Annotated in this window: 16 protein-coding genes and 1 tRNA gene (1 of these 17 running past the window's edge); 11 read left to right on the top strand and 6 right to left on the bottom strand. The window is 41.8% G+C overall.

Annotated elements, in window-relative coordinates:
* On the top strand, positions 1-894 hold the 3' portion of the coding sequence (locus tag AC012T_RS09870) for a hypothetical protein (RefSeq protein ID WP_487065277.1). 12 nt of this gene lie to the left of the window's left edge; the window shows 894 of its 906 coding nt (coding positions 13-906); its start codon lies beyond the left edge, outside the window; the stop codon is at positions 892-894.
* Between the two features lie 210 nt (positions 895-1,104).
* On the opposite strand, the gene nadA is transcribed toward AC012T_RS09870, so the two are convergent.
* Complete coding sequence (gene nadA / locus AC012T_RS09865; RefSeq protein WP_487065275.1) at positions 1,105-2,067, bottom strand: quinolinate synthase NadA; 963 nt, start codon at positions 2,065-2,067, stop codon at positions 1,105-1,107.
* A gap of 150 nt (positions 2,068-2,217) precedes the next feature.
* Between nadA and AC012T_RS09860 the strand changes: the two genes are divergently transcribed.
* Both AC012T_RS09860 and AC012T_RS09855 read left to right on the top strand, forming a co-directional pair.
* Positions 2,218-3,147: a TIGR04168 family protein gene (locus tag AC012T_RS09860; protein WP_487065273.1), complete on the top strand. Its 930-nt coding sequence runs from the start codon at positions 2,218-2,220 to the stop codon at positions 3,145-3,147.
* A 58-nt stretch (positions 3,148-3,205) separates the two neighbouring features.
* Positions 3,206-3,290 (top strand) — tRNA-Ser (locus AC012T_RS09855).
* 18 nt (positions 3,291-3,308) lie between these two features.
* Here the strand turns inward: AC012T_RS09855 and AC012T_RS09850 are convergent.
* The gene (locus tag AC012T_RS09850) at positions 3,309-4,478 is read right to left on the bottom strand and encodes an IscS subfamily cysteine desulfurase (protein ID WP_487065271.1); all 1,170 of its coding nucleotides are present in this window, start codon (positions 4,476-4,478) and stop codon (positions 3,309-3,311) included.
* 406 nt (positions 4,479-4,884) lie between these two features.
* Between AC012T_RS09850 and AC012T_RS09845 the strand changes: the two genes are divergently transcribed.
* From AC012T_RS09845 to AC012T_RS09830, 4 genes are all read left to right on the top strand, one after another.
* A complete protein-coding gene (locus tag AC012T_RS09845; RefSeq protein WP_487066531.1) occupies positions 4,885-5,865 on the top strand; it encodes an ROK family protein in 981 nt (326 codons plus the stop codon).
* 392 nt (positions 5,866-6,257) lie between these two features.
* A complete protein-coding gene (locus AC012T_RS09840) occupies positions 6,258-6,704 on the top strand; it encodes a DoxX family protein (protein ID WP_487065269.1) in 447 nt (148 codons plus the stop codon).
* 219 nt (positions 6,705-6,923) lie between these two features.
* Positions 6,924-8,078, top strand: a complete 1,155-nt coding sequence (locus AC012T_RS09835) for an FIST signal transduction protein (protein ID WP_487065267.1) — start codon at positions 6,924-6,926, stop codon at positions 8,076-8,078.
* A gap of 6 nt (positions 8,079-8,084) precedes the next feature.
* Complete coding sequence (locus AC012T_RS09830; RefSeq protein WP_487065265.1) at positions 8,085-9,155, top strand: ATP-binding protein; 1,071 nt, start codon at positions 8,085-8,087, stop codon at positions 9,153-9,155.
* 161 nt (positions 9,156-9,316) lie between these two features.
* On the opposite strand, the gene AC012T_RS09825 is transcribed toward AC012T_RS09830, so the two are convergent.
* The 3 genes from AC012T_RS09825 to AC012T_RS09815 all read right to left on the bottom strand — a co-directional run bounded on the left by AC012T_RS09825 (position 9,317) and on the right by AC012T_RS09815 (position 11,382).
* The gene (locus AC012T_RS09825; protein ID WP_487065263.1) at positions 9,317-9,946 is read right to left on the bottom strand and encodes a DUF928 domain-containing protein; all 630 of its coding nucleotides are present in this window, start codon (positions 9,944-9,946) and stop codon (positions 9,317-9,319) included.
* Positions 9,883-10,065 carry a hypothetical protein gene (locus tag AC012T_RS09820; protein ID WP_487065261.1) on the bottom strand — a complete coding sequence of 61 codons (183 nt, stop codon included), beginning with the start codon at positions 10,063-10,065 and terminating at the stop codon, positions 9,883-9,885. The genes AC012T_RS09825 and AC012T_RS09820 overlap by 64 nt, the downstream gene beginning before the upstream one ends.
* 87 nt (positions 10,066-10,152) lie before the next feature.
* Positions 10,153-11,382 carry a PQQ-dependent sugar dehydrogenase gene (locus AC012T_RS09815; protein ID WP_487065259.1) on the bottom strand — a complete coding sequence of 410 codons (1,230 nt, stop codon included), beginning with the start codon at positions 11,380-11,382 and terminating at the stop codon, positions 10,153-10,155.
* Between the two features lie 299 nt (positions 11,383-11,681).
* Here AC012T_RS09815 and AC012T_RS09810 point away from each other — a divergent pair, with 299 nt between their 5' ends.
* Positions 11,682-12,131 (top strand): GxxExxY protein, encoded by a 450-nt coding sequence (locus tag AC012T_RS09810; protein WP_487065257.1) that lies wholly within the window; start codon positions 11,682-11,684, stop codon positions 12,129-12,131.
* 401 nt (positions 12,132-12,532) lie between these two features.
* Here the strand turns inward: AC012T_RS09810 and AC012T_RS09805 are convergent, their stop codons facing one another.
* On the bottom strand, positions 12,533-13,852 hold the full coding sequence (locus tag AC012T_RS09805; protein ID WP_487066428.1) for an IS4 family transposase: 1,320 nt from the start codon (positions 13,850-13,852) through the stop codon (positions 12,533-12,535).
* A gap of 239 nt (positions 13,853-14,091) precedes the next feature.
* On the opposite strand from AC012T_RS09805, the gene AC012T_RS09800 reads away from it, so the two are divergent.
* The 3 genes from AC012T_RS09800 (at position 14,092) to ptsP (ending at position 19,150) form a co-directional block, all read left to right on the top strand.
* Positions 14,092-15,525: a carotenoid oxygenase family protein gene (locus tag AC012T_RS09800; RefSeq protein ID WP_487065255.1), complete on the top strand. Its 1,434-nt coding sequence runs from the start codon at positions 14,092-14,094 to the stop codon at positions 15,523-15,525.
* Positions 15,526-15,564: 39 nt separating this feature from the next.
* Positions 15,565-16,407, top strand: a complete 843-nt coding sequence (locus AC012T_RS09795; RefSeq protein ID WP_487065253.1) for a lysophospholipid acyltransferase family protein — start codon at positions 15,565-15,567, stop codon at positions 16,405-16,407.
* A 244-nt stretch (positions 16,408-16,651) separates the two neighbouring features.
* Positions 16,652-19,150 (top strand): phosphoenolpyruvate--protein phosphotransferase, encoded by a 2,499-nt coding sequence (ptsP, locus tag AC012T_RS09790; RefSeq protein ID WP_487065251.1) that lies wholly within the window; start codon positions 16,652-16,654, stop codon positions 19,148-19,150.
* Positions 19,151-19,178 lie beyond the last annotated feature (28 nt).

Here is a 19,178-nt window from a genome sequence, read left to right as displayed (position 1 = left end):
ATAAATGATATCGCTTGGCAAGCTCACCAGGGTAGCGTCGCTGCGATTATTCAACTGTTGAACGAAAAGCTAGTTATGTCTGGTGTCAGAACTAGAGCTATTTTTGCTGATGGTGTCTTACAACTTTTGTGTGAGGCTGCTACAGTAGAGCAACTTGAGCAATCTACTCTGGTACAAAGAATTCAACAGATTCTTGATTCAACTGCACCGCGTAACATTCGCAAGGTTAATATTAATAGCCGAATTGTGCGTGAGGAGCAATTACTATGGTTAGAAGAAATTAACCGCGATTCTGAAAATCAATTACTGTGGTCACAGGAAATTACACTAGTACAGCCTGGTATTGTCAAGCGATTAATTCAAGATTTTACAACAGCCTATGCTGAATTAGGAAAACCGATTTTGCCCAAAGGCCAATCTTTACTGTCTACTCCATATAAACATAAGACCTTAACTAAACAAGTGATGATAGGGTCTACTGGTTTATGCACAATGCTTTTACTGACTTTGCTGGTTGATTTTTTAACTGGGAATCAACTAAAAAAATTTTTACCGTTACATATTTCCTCATCTTTGAGGACAACCAACGAAATTAAATCACAAGTATCACCCTATACCATCAATAAAAGTTTGTCTAACCCGTCCAATGATGATGTGTTGGATGACGCATTTGCAGATGCTGTAAGACTTGCTAACCAAGCTTCTGCTTCTGGTAAAACAGCTACAACTTCAACTCAGTGGTTAGAATTAGCAGCTAGATGGCAAAGAGCTTCTGATTTAATGAGTCAAGTTCCTCCTAATCATACCCGTTATCAAGAAGCTCAAATTAGAACTAAGTTATACAAAAAATATAGTGAGACAGCACAGAAAGAAGCTGAGAAGATGACATTTTAACAGGACTTACGCAACTGGCACCTTACTAATGTGCGTCAGATCTCAATAATCTGTTTATTTGCAAGATTTATGCAGTCTGACGCACCCTACAACAGATTTTTGGTGTGACACTTGCCTAAGTCCTATTTAAGTTGAGCATTTTGTTTGCAGATAGTTTTTAGACAGTCTAGTAAATTTTGTAGAGCAGCTATTGCTGCTTTACAAAACTCATTAAATACTCATTTCTAACATCCGTTGCATTGGCCGCAGTGCAGCGAGGCGAATTTCCTCTGACATGGTGATTTCGGGGGTGCGATTTTTCATTGCTAAATACAGTTTTTCTAAGGTATTTAACCGCATAAACGGACATTCGTTACAATTACAATTATTCTGTGGAGGTGCAGGAATAAAGAGCTTTTCAGGCGCTAATTTTTGCATCTGGTGGATGATTCCTGGCTCTGTAGCGACGATAAATTCCTGTGTATGACTGTTTTGGCAATAATTAAGTAGGGCTGCTGTAGAGCCAATAAAGCTGGCATGACGCAAAACACTGGTTTCACATTCTGGGTGTGCGATCGCTTCTGCTTGAGGATGTGTAATTTTTAATTGGACTATTTTCTTTTCGGAAAAGGTTTCATGAACTATACAACTACCTTGCCATAACAGCATATCCCGCCCTGTTTGTTCCATCACATACCGTCCTAAGTTCCGATCTGGAACGAATATAATCTCTGATTCTTCGGGTATTTGCTGGACAATTTTCACAGCGTTGGAACTAGTGCAGATAATATCGCTCATGGCCTTGATTTCGGCGGAGCAGTTAATATAGGAAATAACTAAATGGTTGGGGTGTGCGTCTTTGAACTCTGCAAATTCTTTTGGAGGACAACTGTCTGCTAAAGAACAACCAGCATTTAAGTCTGGTAGCAGCACCAATTTATCAGGATTGAGGATTTTGGCTGTTTCTGCCATGAAGTGAACACCAGCAAAGACGATTACATCTGCATTGGTATTTGCTGCGGCTTTGGCCAGTTGTAAGGAATCGCCAATAAAGTCGGCAATATCTTGAATATCGGGGTCTTGATAGTAATGCGCTAATATTACCGCGTTGAGTTCTGTTTTTAGCTCCTCAATAGCGGCAAATAAATCTAATGGTAGTGTACCTTGTGGTCGAGCAAGTGTAGTTGTAAACACAATTAGAAACTGCTTTTTTTACAATGAGATTATCTTGTGGATTCAATTATAGTAGTTTTTACCAAAAATAGTGGACGGTTGATGTCGGCAATTTATGTGCAAATCGGTTGGAGTTTCATATCCTGGAGATATACGGCTTTTTAAAGTGGCATGACCAGTCAGAAAACTCAATCAAAACCTGTGAAAATTGCTGTAATTGGCGATGTTCACGATCAATGGGAAGTAGAAGACGGCATAGCACTCAAGCATCTGGGTGTAGACTTGGTGCTATTTGTCGGGGATTTTGGGAATGAATCGGTGGAAGTGGTCAGAGCGATCGCTTCCCTGGATATTCCCAAAGCAGCGGTAATGGGCAACCACGATGCCTGGTACTCGGCCACTGAATGGGGACGCAAAAAATGTCCCTATGACCGCACCAAGGAAGACTGGGTACAGGAACAGCTAGATTTATTGGGAGTGTCCCACGTCAGTTATGGGAAATTGGACTTTCCTGATTGGAATTTAACTGTGGTGGGTGGTCGTCCTTTTACCTGGGGTGGGCCAGAATGGAGATTTGCAGAAATCTGTCAGGAACGTTACGGTGTCTCTAGTCTGGAGGAGTCCGCAGATAAAATTGTCAAGGTGCTGAAAAGTGCTGCTTATGACAACATTATTTTTCTAGGACATAATGGACCGAGTGGATTAGGCGATCGTCCTGAAGACCCCTGTGGTAAAGATTGGCATCCTATTGGTGGTGATTTTGGTGATCCAGATTTTGCTGAGGCTATTTCTCAAAGTCTCAACATGAAGAAAACTGTTTCTCTAGTCACCTTTGGTCATATGCATCGCACTCTCCGCCATACTAAGAAGGTGCAAAGGAAGGCTGTATTTAGAAGTCCAGAGGGAACAATTTACCTAAATGCCGCTACTGTTCCCCGGATTATAGAGGAAGACGGTGTCAAATTACGAAATTTTTCTCTGGTTTCTTTAGAGGGTGGTGTAGTCACAAAAGCTTCTCTGGTTTGGTTAGGTAAAGACTTCCAGGTGGCTGCTGAGGAAATTTTTTATAATTCTTCCCCTTCAGTAGTGCCAACTGTGTAATTATAGGTTATGATATTATTTGTCAGTTTTTGTGTTACACAATTCTGACAAATAATTTGGAGAGGTGGCAGAGTGGTCGATTGCGTCTGACTTGAAATCAGATGAGGTGAAAGCTTCCGGGAGTTCGAATCTCCCCCTCTCCGTTTAATTAGTCGATACGACTAACGAGCTTTGCTTACCTGCTTGCGTAAACTTTGAACAGTAGAAATTACTTGTTGTGCAACTGTATCTATTTCTTCCATTGTATTAAATCTGCCAATTCCAAACCGCACTGAAGCATAGGCTAACTTCTCTGAATTTCCCAAGGCTGTAAGAACATAGGAAGGTGCAGTATTTGCTGAAGAACAAGCAGAACCAGAAGACACGGCCATTAATTGTTGTAAACCCAGAGAAAGTGCAGCACCGTCTACATCCTCAACACTTATATTTAAGTTTCCTGCTAATCGTTTTTGAGGATGACCATTTAAATGAATTCCTTCTACAGTAGATAAATGTTTCCACAATCGTTCTCTTAATTCTATTAGCCGCTGGTTTTCTGTTTCTTGCTCTTCTAAAGCAATTTCCACTGCTTTACCAAAACCGACAATTTGCGGTGTATACAAAGTACCAGAACGCATTCCCCGTTCGTGTCCACCTCCGTGTTGCTGGGGAGCGATTTGAACTCTAGGATTGCGTCTGCGAACATATAATGCCCCAATACCCTTTGGCCCGTATGCTTTATGAGCAGTGAGAGACATTAAATCAATGTTCATCGCTTCCACATCTAAGGGAATTTTACCAATTGCTTGGGCTGCATCTGTGTGAAAAATGATTTGGCGTTGATGGCAGATTTCTCCGATTGCTGCCAAAGGTTGTAAAACCCCAATTTCATTATTTGCCGCCATCACAGATACTAAAATTGTATCAGGACGCAAAGCTTTTTCTAAATCGTTTAAATCAATTAATCCATCTTTTTTAACTGGCAAAATTGTTATGCCAAAACCAAGACTTTTTAAATATTCGCAAGGGTCTAAAACTGCTTTATGTTCCGTTGCTACAGTAATAATATGTTGACCTTTTTGGAAATAAGCTTCTGCTATACCTTTAATTGCTAAATTATTTGCTTCTGTCGCACCACTGGTAAAGACAATTTCTTCTGGTGTGGCGTTAATTGCAGTTGCTAAAATTGTCCGTGTTTGTTGAACAGCAGCTTCTGATTCCCAACCGTAAATATGACTAATACTAGCAGCATTACCAAACTTTTCAGTAAAGTAAGGAATCATTGCTGTTAATACTCTTTCATCTAGGGGTGTGGTTGCATGATTATCGAGATAAATAGGACGATTAGACATAAATTCACTCAAAATTTGATCTATTCATAAATTGTAGAAGGTCTGGATAATTATGTTATTTTATTAACATGACACAGTGAAATAAAGTTTAAAGTACTTAACACTTTGAGAAGAAACGATAAGACTGCTGTCAAGAAGTTCATAAAATCCTTAATAATACGCAAAAATTATCCTGTCGATGAGTATCAAGTGCGAAATATCTATGGGACAAAAATGGGCAGTTTATAGATAAAAGAATTTGATTGCTGTCAAAACTGTGAACAAATTTATTGTAAAGGGTGATATCATGCACGATTACAAGAGTTCATTGACGTGATAATAGGTAATGGGGAATAGAGGCTGGGAAATATTTTTGGTGATCTGAATACCCAATGCCCAATATACAATGCCCTATTGGGAAAATGCTATGACGTTAATATTAGCTCTTGATTTTGGTGGAACTAAACTGGCAGCAGCGACGGTGAAAGCTGGTTCTAGAGAGTGGTTGCGCCATGAAAATCGCCTCTCACCTGCAAATGCAGATGCCTTGAGTGATGTAGAAATTATGCGATCGCTCATTGATTCTGTGCTAGATAGAAGTAAACCTGATGCCATCGGTGTCAGCTTTGGTGGCCCAGTAGACGCAGCCACCGGACTAGTCAGGCTTTCTCATCATGTCCCTGGCTGGGAAAATATTCCTCTCAAACTACTGCTAGAAGAAGAATATCATGCTCCTGTCAGCATAGATAATGACGCTAATGTGGCCGCTATCGGCGAACATCGCTTTGGTGCTGGACAAGGATACGATAGCCTGTTTTACATCACTATCAGCACTGGTGTAGGTGGAGGTTGGATACTTGACGGTAAGCCGTGGCGGGGTGCATTAGGTATGGCTGGTGAAATTGGTCATATAGTTGTAGATCCCGCTGGGCCAGTATGTTTATGTGGAAAAAGGGGATGTGTTGAACGTTTAGCTTCTGGCCCCTATATGGCACAAAATGCACGGGAACTTTTAGAGAAAGAAGCTCATAATTCCCCAGCTAGTACAAGAGGAGAAATACTCAGGGATTTAGTGGGTAATGATCTAAACCTGATCACAGGACAAGTAGTTAGTACGGCAGCTGCTCAAGGAGATGAATTAGCACAGGCAGTTTTATACAAAGCAGCTTGGGCGCTAGGTGTGGGTATTGGCAATGTCGCCAACCTGATGAATCCCCAACGCTTTGTTTTAGGTGGTGGTGTCACTAAAGCTGGGGATAGTTTTTGGGCAACAGTACGCAAGGTAGCGCAGGAAACAGCATTACCTGAAGTTAATTTTGAAGTTGTGCGGGCGTTATTAGGTGATGATGCGCCATTATGGGGGGCTGTTGCCTTGGGTTTAGATGTCAAAAGACTCTCGATCCCATAGACTTCGTAACCTTGGGCTGTGATTTTGATTTCAAAAAGCGATCGCGTTTCACCCACTGTAGGCGATCGCATTTGCTCATCAATGAGATTTAAGTGATCTCAGTGCGATCACCTTAAATCGCCTGAGTTCGGAGTTTCTCCTCCGGAGACGCTACGCGAACGGAGATGCTGCGCGAACGGAGTTATGATTTTTAAGAGCGAGAGAATAAGGGTTTGAGACTCCTACTGGGGGCAAGTTTTCCACAAATTATCTTATGTCGAACTCAGGTTAAATCAATCTGGTTGAACTACTATATTCTGTAGTGTAAAGATTTTACCGTAAACATCTTTACATTCTTTGAAGTTAAAATTTACCTGAATTGTCACAATATCTAAAAATTCACAGGGCTAATCATGCAACTGGACTTTATAACTCAGTTTCTCCCCCCTTATGTTAGTGGTTCTCCAGCTTTTGGAATCCTTATACTCCGATTAATTTGGGGAAGTGCAATGGTTTTATATGGATGGACTAAGGTCAAAAATCCATTTAATTGGATGAAAGAAGAAGGTATGCCAGAATTTCCCAGTGTCTTACAGTTGCTGGGCGCATTAGCAGTCTTTGGTGGAGGTATTGCGATTATTGCTGGATTTATGACACCGTTAGCGGCCTTGGGTATTGCCGTATCAATGGGAATTGCACTTTCTATTCATTGGACTGTTTTTCACGATCCATTTGTGAAATATCCACCCAATCAACCAGGGCCTTCTTATGATGTTCCTTTCATTTATTTTGCGATCGCACTTATGTTTATCTTTTTGGGTCCTGGTAAGCTTTCGATAGATTATCTGTTATTCGGGTAATCAGCTACTCTTAACAGTGTAGGGAGTGCTTTAGCGTACCCCTACCGAGAATTATTATGATTATAAAAAATTAGGACTTACCCACAAGTTACTGAAAAACGAGCCACAGAGGCGTAAGTCCTGGATATATTCAAGTGAATCCAGCTTGATATGTGCGATCGCAAATCGGGAAGGAATAGAAATTGATGAACAAGAATACAGAAAGGATCTGAGCAAGTAATGCTAAAAGCCGTAATTGGACATAGTAATGATCCAGAGACAGAAGTAGCGATCGCAGAAGTATTGGAACAATGCCTGACTGGACTGGTTGATATCAGCCCTCAAGCCGGAATTGTGCTGGCGGCTCTAGATTTTGATCATGCGGAGATTTTACGATCTATTCATCAGACATTTCCAGGTATTCAGTTAATTGGTGGCACAACCGACGGTGAAATTTCCTCAGTTTTAGAGTTTCAGCAAGACTCTCTCGTTTTAATCCTATTTTGTGCTGATCAAATAGAATTTCATGCCGCAGTTGGTCGTCATGTCTCCTCTGATCCTATAGCGATCGCTCAAAAAACCGTGCAAATTGCCCAAGCACAAACTCAATTTCCCACTGCTCTGTGCATTACCACTCCCGAAAGCCTGACTACCAGTGGACTCTTAATCCTGCAAGGATTACAGCAAGCCTTGGGGGCAGAAGTCCCTATTGTTGGTGGCACAACCTGCGACCAATGGCAATTTAAGCAAACCTACCAATTTTTTGGAGAAGAAGTCCTCAGTGATGCCCTACCCATTTTGTTACTATCAGGTCATGTACTTTGGGGACATGGGGTATCAAGTGGTTGGACACCAATCGGCAAAAAAGGAATGGCTACCAAAGTCGAGGGGAATGTACTTTATGAAGTCGATGGACAACCTGCCTTGGAGTTTTATCGGGATTATTTAGGTGACATTCGCCCCTCTGCCGCCTATAGATTAGCAGTTTTTGAAACCAACCGAGATAGTTGGTACATGAGAAGCTCCAATGGAGACTACGACGAAGCCTCCGGTAGCATTAGCTTTTTTGCGGATATTCCACTCCACTCAGAAGTTCAAGTTGTACGATCTAACCGAGATGAAATAGTTGATTCTGCTCGCCTCTCCATGCAACAAGCACTTGGGCATTATCCCGGAAACCAGCCAACCGTAGTGTTATTCTTCTCCTGCACGGGACGAATGCACGTACTAGGAACCAGAGCCAAGGAAGAGTATCAAGTATTGCAATCTGAAATACCTACTGGAGCTACTTGTGCTGGTTTTTATACCTATGGTGAAATTGCACCATTGCGACCCAATGCCGAAGCGCAATTTCACAATGAAACTTTCGTGACTTTGCTGTTGGGGGTGGAGTAATCCACCATGGATAATCTGTCTTTTGAGCAACTGCAACAACGGGTGAAAGAGTTGGAAAAGCATAATCGCCTATTGCAGAAAAAACTGGATCGCTCAGAATCTAATCGGGTGGAATTAGAAAACTCCTATGAAATCCAATCAAAGCTAGTCAATCAAGTCATTCAAGGGTTAGAAAAATCGCGGGCAGAAGCCGAAACCCGTAGTCAGGAACTACAGGAAGCATTCAATAATCTGCAAATGATCCAAACAAAACTAGTGGAATCTGAAAAGATGTCTGCTTTAGGCGTGTTGGTAGCAGGTATTGCCCATGAGATTAATAACCCCATTAACTTTATTCATGCCAATATTGACTACGCTTTTACCTATGTGCAGAATTTGATAGATTTGCTCCATCTCTATCAGAAGATATATCCTGAGCCAAATGATCAGATTCAAGCTCTGATGCAGGAATTAGATATGGATTTTGTTGTTAGCGATTTGTTTCGGCTTTTAAATTCAATGAAGACGGGTAGCGATCGCATCACTAATATAGTTTTAGGATTACGCACCTTCTCCCGGTTGGACGAAGCCGAATATAAACAAACAAATTTGCACGATGGCTTAGATAGCACTTTGATGCTCCTGCAACATCGCTTAAAGGCTAAAGGCAATTTTCCCCCCATTGCTGTGATCAAGCACTATGGGAACTTGCCCCTAATCCCCTGTTTTGCCGGGCAATTGAATCAGGTGTTTATGAATATTTTAGCTAATGCGATTGATGCGATTGAAGAACGTTATTGCCAACAAACACCAAAAGAAAATCAACATCATCCTGGTTGTATAACCATTAGCACATCTATAGTTGATTCACAATGGGCGAAAATAGCGATCGCTGATAATGGTTTGGGTATGCCTGAACCGATTCAACAGAAAATATTTAATCCGTTCTTCACAACAAAACCAGTTGGTAAAGGAACAGGTATGGGCATGGCGATCAGTTATCAGATTATCGTCGAGAAACACGGAGGTAGATTGGATTGTCTCTCTAAAATGGCAGAAGGGACAGAGTTTGTGATTCAAATCCTTCTTAAACAGTGAATCTGCTATCCAATATTCAGGAGTCAGGAGGAAGAATAGAATAACCCTGTTCTGTCAGAAAATACTCGCCTTAAAATCCTGGGATTTTATCGCCATAGTTGCACCCCGTTGGTAGTTGTACAATTTTTACCCAAACCAATGAAAACAATACCCCAGAAAATTTAATTTTGGGGAATTACTCCATTACTATCAAGTTTTAGTAACGGTTGTTCAGTAATTTGTTGTAAACCAACAGAATTCAACAGTGAACGCCAATAATCCATAACCCTTAGATTTTGAGGAAATTGCCGACGTAATTGAATCAAGGTAGAAATTGCCTCTATCCAGATTCCATTTTTGGCATAAATGACAGCAGTTTGTAGAGAATTTGCCTGTTCAAGTGCAGATATCAGTTTTGCAGAGGGTTCAACCCGTCGTACCAGTCCACCAACATTAATTTGGTGGTAATCTTCAATATTGCAAACTATCGCAAATTCCCACAGATAATCCTTATCTACTTCTAATTCCAGAACATTGTTTGGTAAATTAATCTCAGTGATTCCATTTTGAGATATTGAGATTTTGGTACTATAAACTTCTTCCTCAGTTGCCGGAATAACCAAACGAAACTCAGCTTCAAGTTTTCCATCTGATGGATTATTATATTTTTTGTCTATCTTGGGTACATAAACAAAAAACTTCGGACGAGAAGACACAGTTAATGATGGATTATTATTCGGTACGATCGCTAGTAATCTTGATTGCCGACAACCACAGGGACACCCGGCATATCCTGGCTCTGTCGTCGCCAACGGTATTTTTCATCAGTGGCTTGTTCTGGTTTTATAAACTCTATTTGTGCCTTAACAGGCGTAGAAACCAAAGAAATTGTCAACCCTGCCAACAAAGTCAAACCAATATATTTTTGCATTAGCTTCCGCATGATAACGGTGTTTTGCAGACATTCTGCCAAGACTTTTAACCAATCAAGTTCTCTGACGGTTTCATTCTGAGATTTTTATCGGGTAATACGGAGAATTTTATCCCGCTGTGGAGGGCAATTTCCCCGTCCATCACAGTTACTGGTGCTGACATATAATTCACCATCTGGACTCATAATCGCCTCTCGCAGCCGTCCATATTGACCTTGCAAATACACCTCATGACGCTCAACTTGTTGGGGGAACTGGGGGTTGAAAACAACACGCTGCAAGTGTTGGGAACGCAGGGTAGCAATAATTAAGCTCCCCTTCCACTCAGGAAGAGAATTGCCAGTATAAATTACTGCACCACCGGGAGGTAAAGCTTCACGCCAAACAATCGACGGAGTAACCATTCCTTTCTTTGATTCACAACGGTAGATAGTAGGCCAACCCAGATTGTCTCCTGCTTTTGCTAAACTGAGTTCATCGTGACCCCTTCTATCCAAATCTCCACTAGGCCCGTGGTCTGTTACCCATAATGTGGATTGATCACGCCAATCAAACCCCTGAGTGTTGCGAATCCCAGTGATATAGACAGGATTTTTCGCAAATGGATTATCTGGGGGTACTTGTCCGTCAGGAGTCACACGCAGAATTTTACCAGCAAGACTATTTACATCCTGGGAACTTTGCGGTTCTCTAGCATCACCAGTACCAATGTAAAGCATTCCATCTGGCCCAAAGCGAATACGACCGCCATTATGAAATTGTGCAACGGGAATATTATCAACAATTACCCGATCTGGTGAAGCACTGAGTCCATTCTGCGATAGTCGCCATCTTTCTACACGATTAACCTGTGACCCATTTTTATCAGCGGTATAGTAAATGTAAAAAAATCGGTTGTCAGCAAAATTGGGATGAGTGGCAATACCAAGTAAACCATCTTCACCACTCTCGGTCACATTGATAGTAGCCACTGGTTTGGGAATAAGTTTACCACCCCGCACCAGGCGAACTCGTCCCGGTCGTTCGGTAACTAACATATCTCTATTTGGCAGAAAAGCTATTCCCCAAGGAACTTCTAGACCTGTTACGACTTCTTCTACCCGCAGTTTTACCTGTCCTGGGGAACCGAAGCCATTTTCTACTAAAGTACAGGCTTGATTGTTAGTAGTAGTTTTTTGGCTGACTTGTTCAGATGTTGGTTTTTCTTGATTGTTAGTGTTTGCAGAATCAGATGTGGGTAAGTTGCAAGCAGAAAGTCCTAGTAAGATTAATCCAAAAAGAATTTTTCCTGGAATAAGAGTTCTGATTAGTTTCATGATTTGTTATCTTCATATAAGAAAGTACAAATTCTGATTAAGCCAGGGAAAGGTAGTTATGAAAAAAAATGCTTAAAACAACTGATTGGGAGCATTTCACCTGTGCAGCAGTAATTTAATTTTAGGGTAATTTATGGGAAATTGGGTTTAGGGGTGCGATTGCGCGGAGCGCAGTGCCAAAGGCAATCGCTTATTGATAGAGAAAGGAAAGGATGAGCGATACTTAGATGTTAAGAAAACATTTGTGTATAATCAGTGTTACTTGAGTATATTTTGTAAAATAGTAAAGATAAGAAAAAATGAACCACGAAGAAGCGAAGGACACGAAGGAAGAGAAAATAAGAGAAGAAGAAAGAAGAATGAGGAGGTTTAGTGATGAGGTAGAAAAGCTGGCTTATGCTGTGATTGGGGCGGCTATTGAGGTACATCGGATGTTGGGAGCAGGTTTTTTGGAAAGGGTATATCATGAGGCGTTGGCTATGGAGTTTCGCTTGCGTGATATCCCTTTTAAATCTAAACATTTGGTAGCTGTCAAGTATAAAGGTCATCCGATAGGTGAGGGTGAGTTAGATTTTTTGGTTGGTGATTCGTTAATTGTTGAATTGAAGGCTGTAGAAAGGTTATCTCCTATTCATGAGGCGCAAGTTATTTCTTATTTAAAAATGACTAATTGCCCTCTTGGTCTTCTCATTAACTTTAATGTTCCCGTTCTCAAAGAAGGTATTAAGCGGATTATCCTTTCTTCTTAACTCTTCCTCTTTTTCTCTCTTCTTCCTTCGCTTCCTTCGTTACTTCGTGGTTCATTATTCCATAACTCAAAGTTTACACATCGACCCAATCAAAAGTTCTACTAACCGCCTTCTTCCACAACTTATAACAACCTTCCCTACCCACAACATCCATCTTCGCTTCCCAAGTCTGATCTAAAAGCCAATTCTCAGACAACTCTTCCAAACTCCCCCAGAAACCAGTCGCCAACCCAGCAGCATAAGCTGCCCCTAAAGCTGTAGTACATGACCAAATTTCCTTGGGGTCGTGTTCTACCCAACCCGGTTGAAATCACATCAAATATTAGTTTGTTTTGTACCACTAAGAGAACTCCACAAAAAAGATGATCCAATCTTGTGGGATGGGCATCTTGCCATTGGTGTCAAGTTAAGGCATCAGCCCAAATGTCAAGAGAGCGAGCAGCCGTTCGTCGGTGACGTTGACGGACGGTCTTGATTAAGCCCATAGAACGATGATGTTCGACAAGCCAAGGAATAAGTTGTAAATCAGGAGCAAGTAAAAGTGCGCGGTGGAAAAAATACAAACTGCGAAAAACCATTTCCACAGAAATGCGTTCTAAAGGTTGTTGTAAAGCAATAGCCACATCAGCACACAAGTCATTGAGGACAGCGTAGAAAATCCAGGTAGCATATATTTGCATCTGTACACCATTAGTGCCACCAACCCACAAATAGGACAAGCCCAATAAACGCTTAGTCAATAAAAATGCGTCCTCAATTCGCCAACGTCGGCGGTATAAATCACAAACCTCCTGTGGTGAAAGCTGTTGTGGGTCAAGAACATTAGTCAAATAATGATACCAAGTCTTACCCCATAATACGGATACTTGGCGCATGGGATAGCGACATGGGTTGGTATGATGCAATCCCATTTGAATAATTTCATCCCTGTAGTGAGAGCCGCTAGAAAGTACACGCACTACCTTATATCTAACCTTTTCCTTTTGGCGCGTGAGAACATACTTGCCGGCAGCAGTTAGAGAATCAAACCACTCAAAACCATAAAATCCCATGTCTACTATGAGTAAACCACCATCAGGTAAAAGTTCTAACAATGCTTGCCACCAACGAGTCTCATTCCGCTTGGCATCAGCATCATACCAAACTGCTACAGGAATATGAGTGAAAGCTTCTACTACCATCAGCATTTTTCCTGCCAACACTGAACCTGTTTTTTCTTGCAATTGTCCGAAGTGCTTTTTCATGGCTTCGAGTGTTGAGGCATCACAAATCCAAATGGCGGAAAATCTCTGCGCCACTGATGCCCAGGCTGGAGCTAATTCTTTTGCATTCCTTTTTGCTGCTAGACGTTCTACTACTTGCTCAAACATCTTGGCAAATAGATGCGCCGGTAAACTGTTGAGTCTTTGGGACAGAGCTTGCTTGCTGACTTTTGTTGCCTCTACCCACATTAGTCCTTCTATTTCCAGGCAGCGCAATACATCTGTTAAGTGTTGTACTTGTCGATATACTAGACTCAGTATTATTGCTGCCATTACTGGTAGGGTTAATACTCTTGAGCGCAAGCTTCGCTCTTTGTCTTTTACCCCTTTGAGGTTGGCAAATGTCCCTGGACTTAATAGCCCAATCAACCGTGATTCTATTTCTTCACTAGCTGGAGCAGGTACGCTAACTTGATGGCGAAAGTCTGGATTCCCTTGTTTTTTCCTTGGTTTACTCATGGCTCTTTTCAACACCCCTGTGTTGACTTTTACCATTTATTTCCCACTCTTGACACAAATCCATTTTTCTTAACTTGACACCAATGGCATCCTGCCGGCACCACAAGAAATTTTGGGATATTTTTTTAATTAGAGAACTCTAAATAACAAAACTGTAGCAATGAGAATATTCAAAAATGTTCTCAATCAAGCTAGAGTTTCAGTGGAAGAATTTCTAGAAAATATCTAAGATTATAACTATGCAAACAATTGATAAAAAGTCAACAAAAAAAGCATGGGCAGGGGCGATCGCTCAACCTGCAACTGAATTTCCTCTTACTCAACTACCTGTTATCGCGGGTAAAATCCCTGATGGTTTACGAGGGACACTTTACCGCAACGGTGCAGCGCGACTGGAACGAGGTAATATGGCTGTAGGACATTGGTTTGATGGAGATGGGGCTATTTTGGCTGTCCATTTTACTGATGCTGGTGCCACTGGTGTCTATCGCTATGTGCAGACTGCTGGTTATCAAGAAGAAACTGCTGCGGGTAAATTTCTGTATGGTAATTATGGCATGACTGCACCGGGGGCTATTTGGAATCAATGGCGTAAACCAGTTAAGCACGCTGCAAATACTTCTGTTTTGGCATTACCTGATAAACTGCTGGCATTGTGGGAAGGTGATAATCCTTATGCGTTAGATTTGCAGACTTTAGAAACCCAAGGGTTAGATAATTTAGAAGGTTTGGAGAAAAAACAACCTTATTCTGCACATCCTAAAGTTGATTATGCCACGGGAGAAATTTTTAATTTTGGTGTGACTCCGGGAGCAAATGCGGTATTAAGTCTCTACAAAAGTGACTTGACTGGCAAGATTTTGAAAACAGCTAAGTTGACGTTAGAAGGTTTTCCTGTCATCCATGATTTTGTGTTAGCGGGACAATATTTAATATTTTTTGCACCTGCGGTACATTTGAATGTTTGGCCTGTTTTGTTGGGAGTTAGTAGTTACAGTGATTCGCTGCAATGGCTACCACAAAAAGGAACTAAGATTTTAGTAATTGACAGAGAAACTTTATCTTTAGTGAGTGAAGGAATTACAGAACCTTGGTTTCAATGGCATTTTAGCAATGGTTATGTTGATGATAGCGGTACGGTAATTGTAGATTTTTCCCGTTATGCAGATTTTCAAACTAATCAATATTTAAAAGAGGTGGCATCTGGAGAAACTCAAACAGTTGCTAAAACTACGTTGACGCGGGTACAACTTAATCCGCTAACAGGGAAGGTGACGGGAATTGAAACTCTGTTAAATAGAACTTGTGAATTTCCTAATGTGCCACGGCAAAATGTGGGTAAGTTTTCTCGTTATAGCTATATGTCTATTTTTCGGGAAGGAACGGATATTGATGGCGAAATATTAAACGGTATTGCTTGTTTTGACTATCAAACTGGAACTCTGTCGGAAGCGGACTTGGGTGAAAATCGCTATCCTTCTGAGCCTCTGTTGGCACAAGACAGTCACAACCCTGAGCAAAGTTGGATTTTGACGGTGGTTTATGATGGTAATACTAATAGTAGCGAGGTTTGGATATTCGAGAGCCAACGCTTGAATGATGAACCAGTTTGCAAACTAGGACTACCTAGTGTAATTCCCCACAGTTTCCACGGTACTTGGAAACCTGGTTAAAATAATTCATAATTCGTAATAATTTGATAGAATGCTTCGATGTTAAAACTAAAACACCCCCAGAAGACAAAATTAGGGTGGTCTTTGGACGAGCGAGATCCAAAGTTCATCGAAAATCTGATGCCTGTATTAGGCGTTTTATATAACTACTATTTTCGAGTTCAAACCAGTGGTTGGGAAAATGTCCCAGAGGGAAAAGTCCTGGTAGTTGGTTCTCATAACGGAGGACTAGCTTCCCCGGATACATCCATGATGATGTATGACTGGGTGCGTCGGTTTGGGGCAGCAAAACCACTTTACGGTTTAATGCATCCTAAAGTCTGGGAAGTTGTTCCCCCGATTGCAGAAATGGCTATGAAAGCTGGAGCTATTATGGCTCACCCCAAAATGGCTTATGCGGCTTTGCATTCTGGGGCTAGTGTGTTGGTTTATCCCGGTGGGCCAGAAGATGTATTTCGACCTCATCAAATGCGGGACAAAATTTATTTTGCTGAACGTCGGGGGTTTATCAAGCTGGCTTTGCGTGAAAATGTGCCAATTGTACCGGCTATTTCCTGGGGTTCTCATGACACTCTGATTGTGTTGGCTGATGTGTATGAAGTTATGCAGCAATTGCACAAATGGGGGATGCCTTGGCTGTTTGGGGTTGATCCTTTGGTTTTTCCCGTTTATCTGGGATTACCTTGGGGTTTAGCAATTGGCCCGTTGCCAAATATACCTATGCCAGTGCCTATGTACACAAGAATTTGTCCACCAATTGTATTTGAACGTTATGGTAGGGAAGCTGCGAGCGATCGCTCTTATGTTAACGAATGCTATGAGTTAGTGAAAAGCCAAATGCAACAAGAGTTGGATGATTTAATCAAGTTAGCTAGTTCGTAGTTATAGCAGGAGTCAGGAGTTCGGGGTTCGGGGTTCGGGGTTCGGAGTTCGGGGTTCGGAGTTCGGAGTCAGGAGGCAGGAGTCAGGAGGCAGGAGTTCGGAGTTAGAATTCAAGGGGAAAGCAGAGTTTGAGTGGTTTTTAGGTAAGTTTCCTAACTATCAAAGCCTAAATCAACCTAAATAAATGTCGTCTTTGGTATATTGTCAAGGAATAATAGAATGGGTAACTGGCTAAGGTATTGCAGTGCTGGGAATAGTTATTGTTTCTCACAGTAAACAATTAGCTTTGGGAGTGCGGGAACTAGCCGCACAGATGGTTCAAGGACAAGTTCCTCTTGCTGTTGCAGCAGGTATGGATGATCCTGAAAATCCACTGGGTACAGATGTAATGCAGGTTTATGAAGCGATCGCATCTGTATTTTCTGATGACGGTGTTCTGGTGTTGATGGATTTGGGTAGTGCTTTAATGAGTGCAGAAATGGCTCTGGAGTTTCTACCCCCAGAACAACAAGAAAAAGTATATCTTTGTGCTGCACCCTTAGTAGAAGGGGCTATTGCAGCTACTGTTGCTGCTGCTGCGGGTATGAATATCCAGGAAGTCATGGCAGAAGCAAACGGGGCATTGTTAGCCAAAACCACACAGTTGGGTTTAGATGCTCATCCATTACCAGTGGTGAGTATTCAACCCATCACTAATGCCGAAGTTGCCACCAGAGAAATACGGCTAAAAGTCAGTAACCGCTTAGGTTTACACGCTCGTCCTTCTGCCCAATTTGTGGCAACTGCATCCCGCTTCCAATCACAAATCCAGGTACAAAATTTAACCAGAAATACAGAAGCTGTCCGGGGTGATAGTATTAATCAAGTTGCCACCTTGGGGGTACGTCAAGGCCATGAATTGCGGATTACTGCCACTGGTGTTGATGCCCAGGAAGCCCTGCAAGCTTTACAAGCATTAATTATCAACAACTTTGGCGAAGATGATAGCATTGTCGAATTAATAGCACCTGCCCAGGAATTTGTCGCCCCGACTCAGGGTGAACTAGGGGGAATTGCAGCTTCTCCAGGAGTTGCGATCGCACCATTATTTCATTATCAATCTGCTTCAGTGGCAATAACCGAATATCATATAGAAAATGTAGAAATAGAGTGGCAAAGATTACAATCTGCTATACAAATAGCAAAACAGGAAATTGCAACTTTACTCTCCCACACATCTATTCAAATTGGTGATGCAGAAGCGGCAATTTTTGATGCTCACCTGCTATTTTTACAAGATCCTGTCTTGCTCGATGCCGCACGTCATCATATCGTAGAACAACATCTGAATGCGGAATTTGCTTGGCAAGCCGTAGTTGATGGAGTGACTAATTCCTACCGCAGACTTGAGGATGCTTACCTACAAGAACGAGTTGATGATGTGGTCGATGTGGGTAGCAGAGTATTAAGAATCTTACTGGGTAATGCTCCCACTGACTTAGAACTGACAGAACCTGCGATTATAGTAGCAACAGATTTAAGCCCTTCAGATACGGCTAAACTTGACCCCTGTAAGGTAATGGGTATTTGCATGACCTCTGGGAGTGCGACTTCTCACAGTGCCATTATTGCCCGGACATTGGGGATTCCTGCGGTTATGGGTGTAGATGCTCAGGTATTAAACTGGGAAAATGGAACTTTGATCGCACTAGATGGCGAAATCGGTAAAGCTTGGGTAGCACCAGATATAGAGACATTAAATATACTAGAATCCAAGCGGCAGATATGGCAGCAAACCCAAGCAGAAGCTCGAAAGCTGGCACACAAACCAGCAATTACTCGTGATGGTCAACACATTAAAGTCTTTGCTAATATTGGTAGTATTGCGGATGCCCAAGCGGCGATAAATCATGGTGCTGAGGGTGTGGGATTACTTCGCACCGAGTTTTTGTATCTAGAAAGGAAAAATGCACCAGGGGAAGAGGAACAACTAGAAGTTTATCAAGCCATAGTCAAGGTTTTAGAAAATAAACCGTTAATTATTCGCACTTTGGATATAGGTGGAGATAAACACCTTCCTTATCTGAGTTCGGGAGTGACAGAAGCTAACCCGTTTTTAGGTGTGCGGGGAATTCGTTTTTGTTTAGAAAATCCCCAGTTATTGAAAACTCAGTTACGGGCAATTTTACGCGCTAGTGTGGGAAAGAATATCAAAATCATGTGGCCGATGATTGCCACTTTAACAGAATTACGGGCAGCTAGGGCAATTTTGGAGGAGGTACAGAAAGAACTGCGACAAGCGGGAATCAGTTTTGATGAAACAATGAAAGTAGGAATGATGATAGAGACACCCGCAGCAGTAGCTATAGCTGACCAGTTAGCAAAAGAAGTTGACTTTTTTAGTATTGGGACAAATGATTTAAGCCAGTATGTCATGGCAGGCGATCGCACAAATCCTAGAGTAGCAACTTTAGCAGATGCCTTGCAACCTGCGGTATTGCGAATGATTCAGCGAACTGTCAAAGTTGCTCATACGGCTAATATCTGGGTAGGATTATGTGGAGAAGTCGCAGCAGAAACCATTGTTGCACCCATTTTATTAGGTTTAGGAGTAGATGAACTGAGTGTCAATCCCCAAGCCATAGCCCCACTCAAACAGGTGATCTCACACATGACTATAACAGAAGCTCAAGCTTTAGCCAAAGTAGCACTACAGCAAGACTCAGCAACCAGTGTTAGAGAACTAGTTTATCCCATCGGTTAAAATCCAATTTCCTCTGCGTTCTCTGCGT

Source organism: Anabaena sp. EIM26 (genome assembly GCF_057568715.1).
This window is presented reverse-complemented; position numbering and strand designations above follow the sequence as displayed.

Coding starts and splice junctions, on each gene's coding strand:
- AC012T_RS09860 (WP_487065273.1), top strand. CDS start 2,218: ATGACCAGTCAGAAAACTCAATCAAAACCTGTGAAAATTGCTGTAATT.
- AC012T_RS09850 (WP_487065271.1), bottom strand. CDS start 4,478: ATGTCTAATCGTCCTATTTATCTCGATAATCATGCAACCACACCCCTA.
- AC012T_RS09845 (WP_487066531.1), top strand. CDS start 4,885: ATGACGTTAATATTAGCTCTTGATTTTGGTGGAACTAAACTGGCAGCA.
- AC012T_RS09840 (WP_487065269.1), top strand. CDS start 6,258: ATGCAACTGGACTTTATAACTCAGTTTCTCCCCCCTTATGTTAGTGGT.
- AC012T_RS09835 (WP_487065267.1), top strand. CDS start 6,924: ATGCTAAAAGCCGTAATTGGACATAGTAATGATCCAGAGACAGAAGTA.
- AC012T_RS09830 (WP_487065265.1), top strand. CDS start 8,085: ATGGATAATCTGTCTTTTGAGCAACTGCAACAACGGGTGAAAGAGTTG.
- AC012T_RS09820 (WP_487065261.1), bottom strand. CDS start 10,065: ATGCAAAAATATATTGGTTTGACTTTGTTGGCAGGGTTGACAATTTCT.
- AC012T_RS09815 (WP_487065259.1), bottom strand. CDS start 11,382: ATGAAACTAATCAGAACTCTTATTCCAGGAAAAATTCTTTTTGGATTA.
- AC012T_RS09810 (WP_487065257.1), top strand. CDS start 11,682: ATGAACCACGAAGAAGCGAAGGACACGAAGGAAGAGAAAATAAGAGAA.
- AC012T_RS09805 (WP_487066428.1), bottom strand. CDS start 13,852: ATGAGTAAACCAAGGAAAAAACAAGGGAATCCAGACTTTCGCCATCAA.
- AC012T_RS09800 (WP_487065255.1), top strand. CDS start 14,092: ATGCAAACAATTGATAAAAAGTCAACAAAAAAAGCATGGGCAGGGGCG.
- AC012T_RS09795 (WP_487065253.1), top strand. CDS start 15,565: ATGTTAAAACTAAAACACCCCCAGAAGACAAAATTAGGGTGGTCTTTG.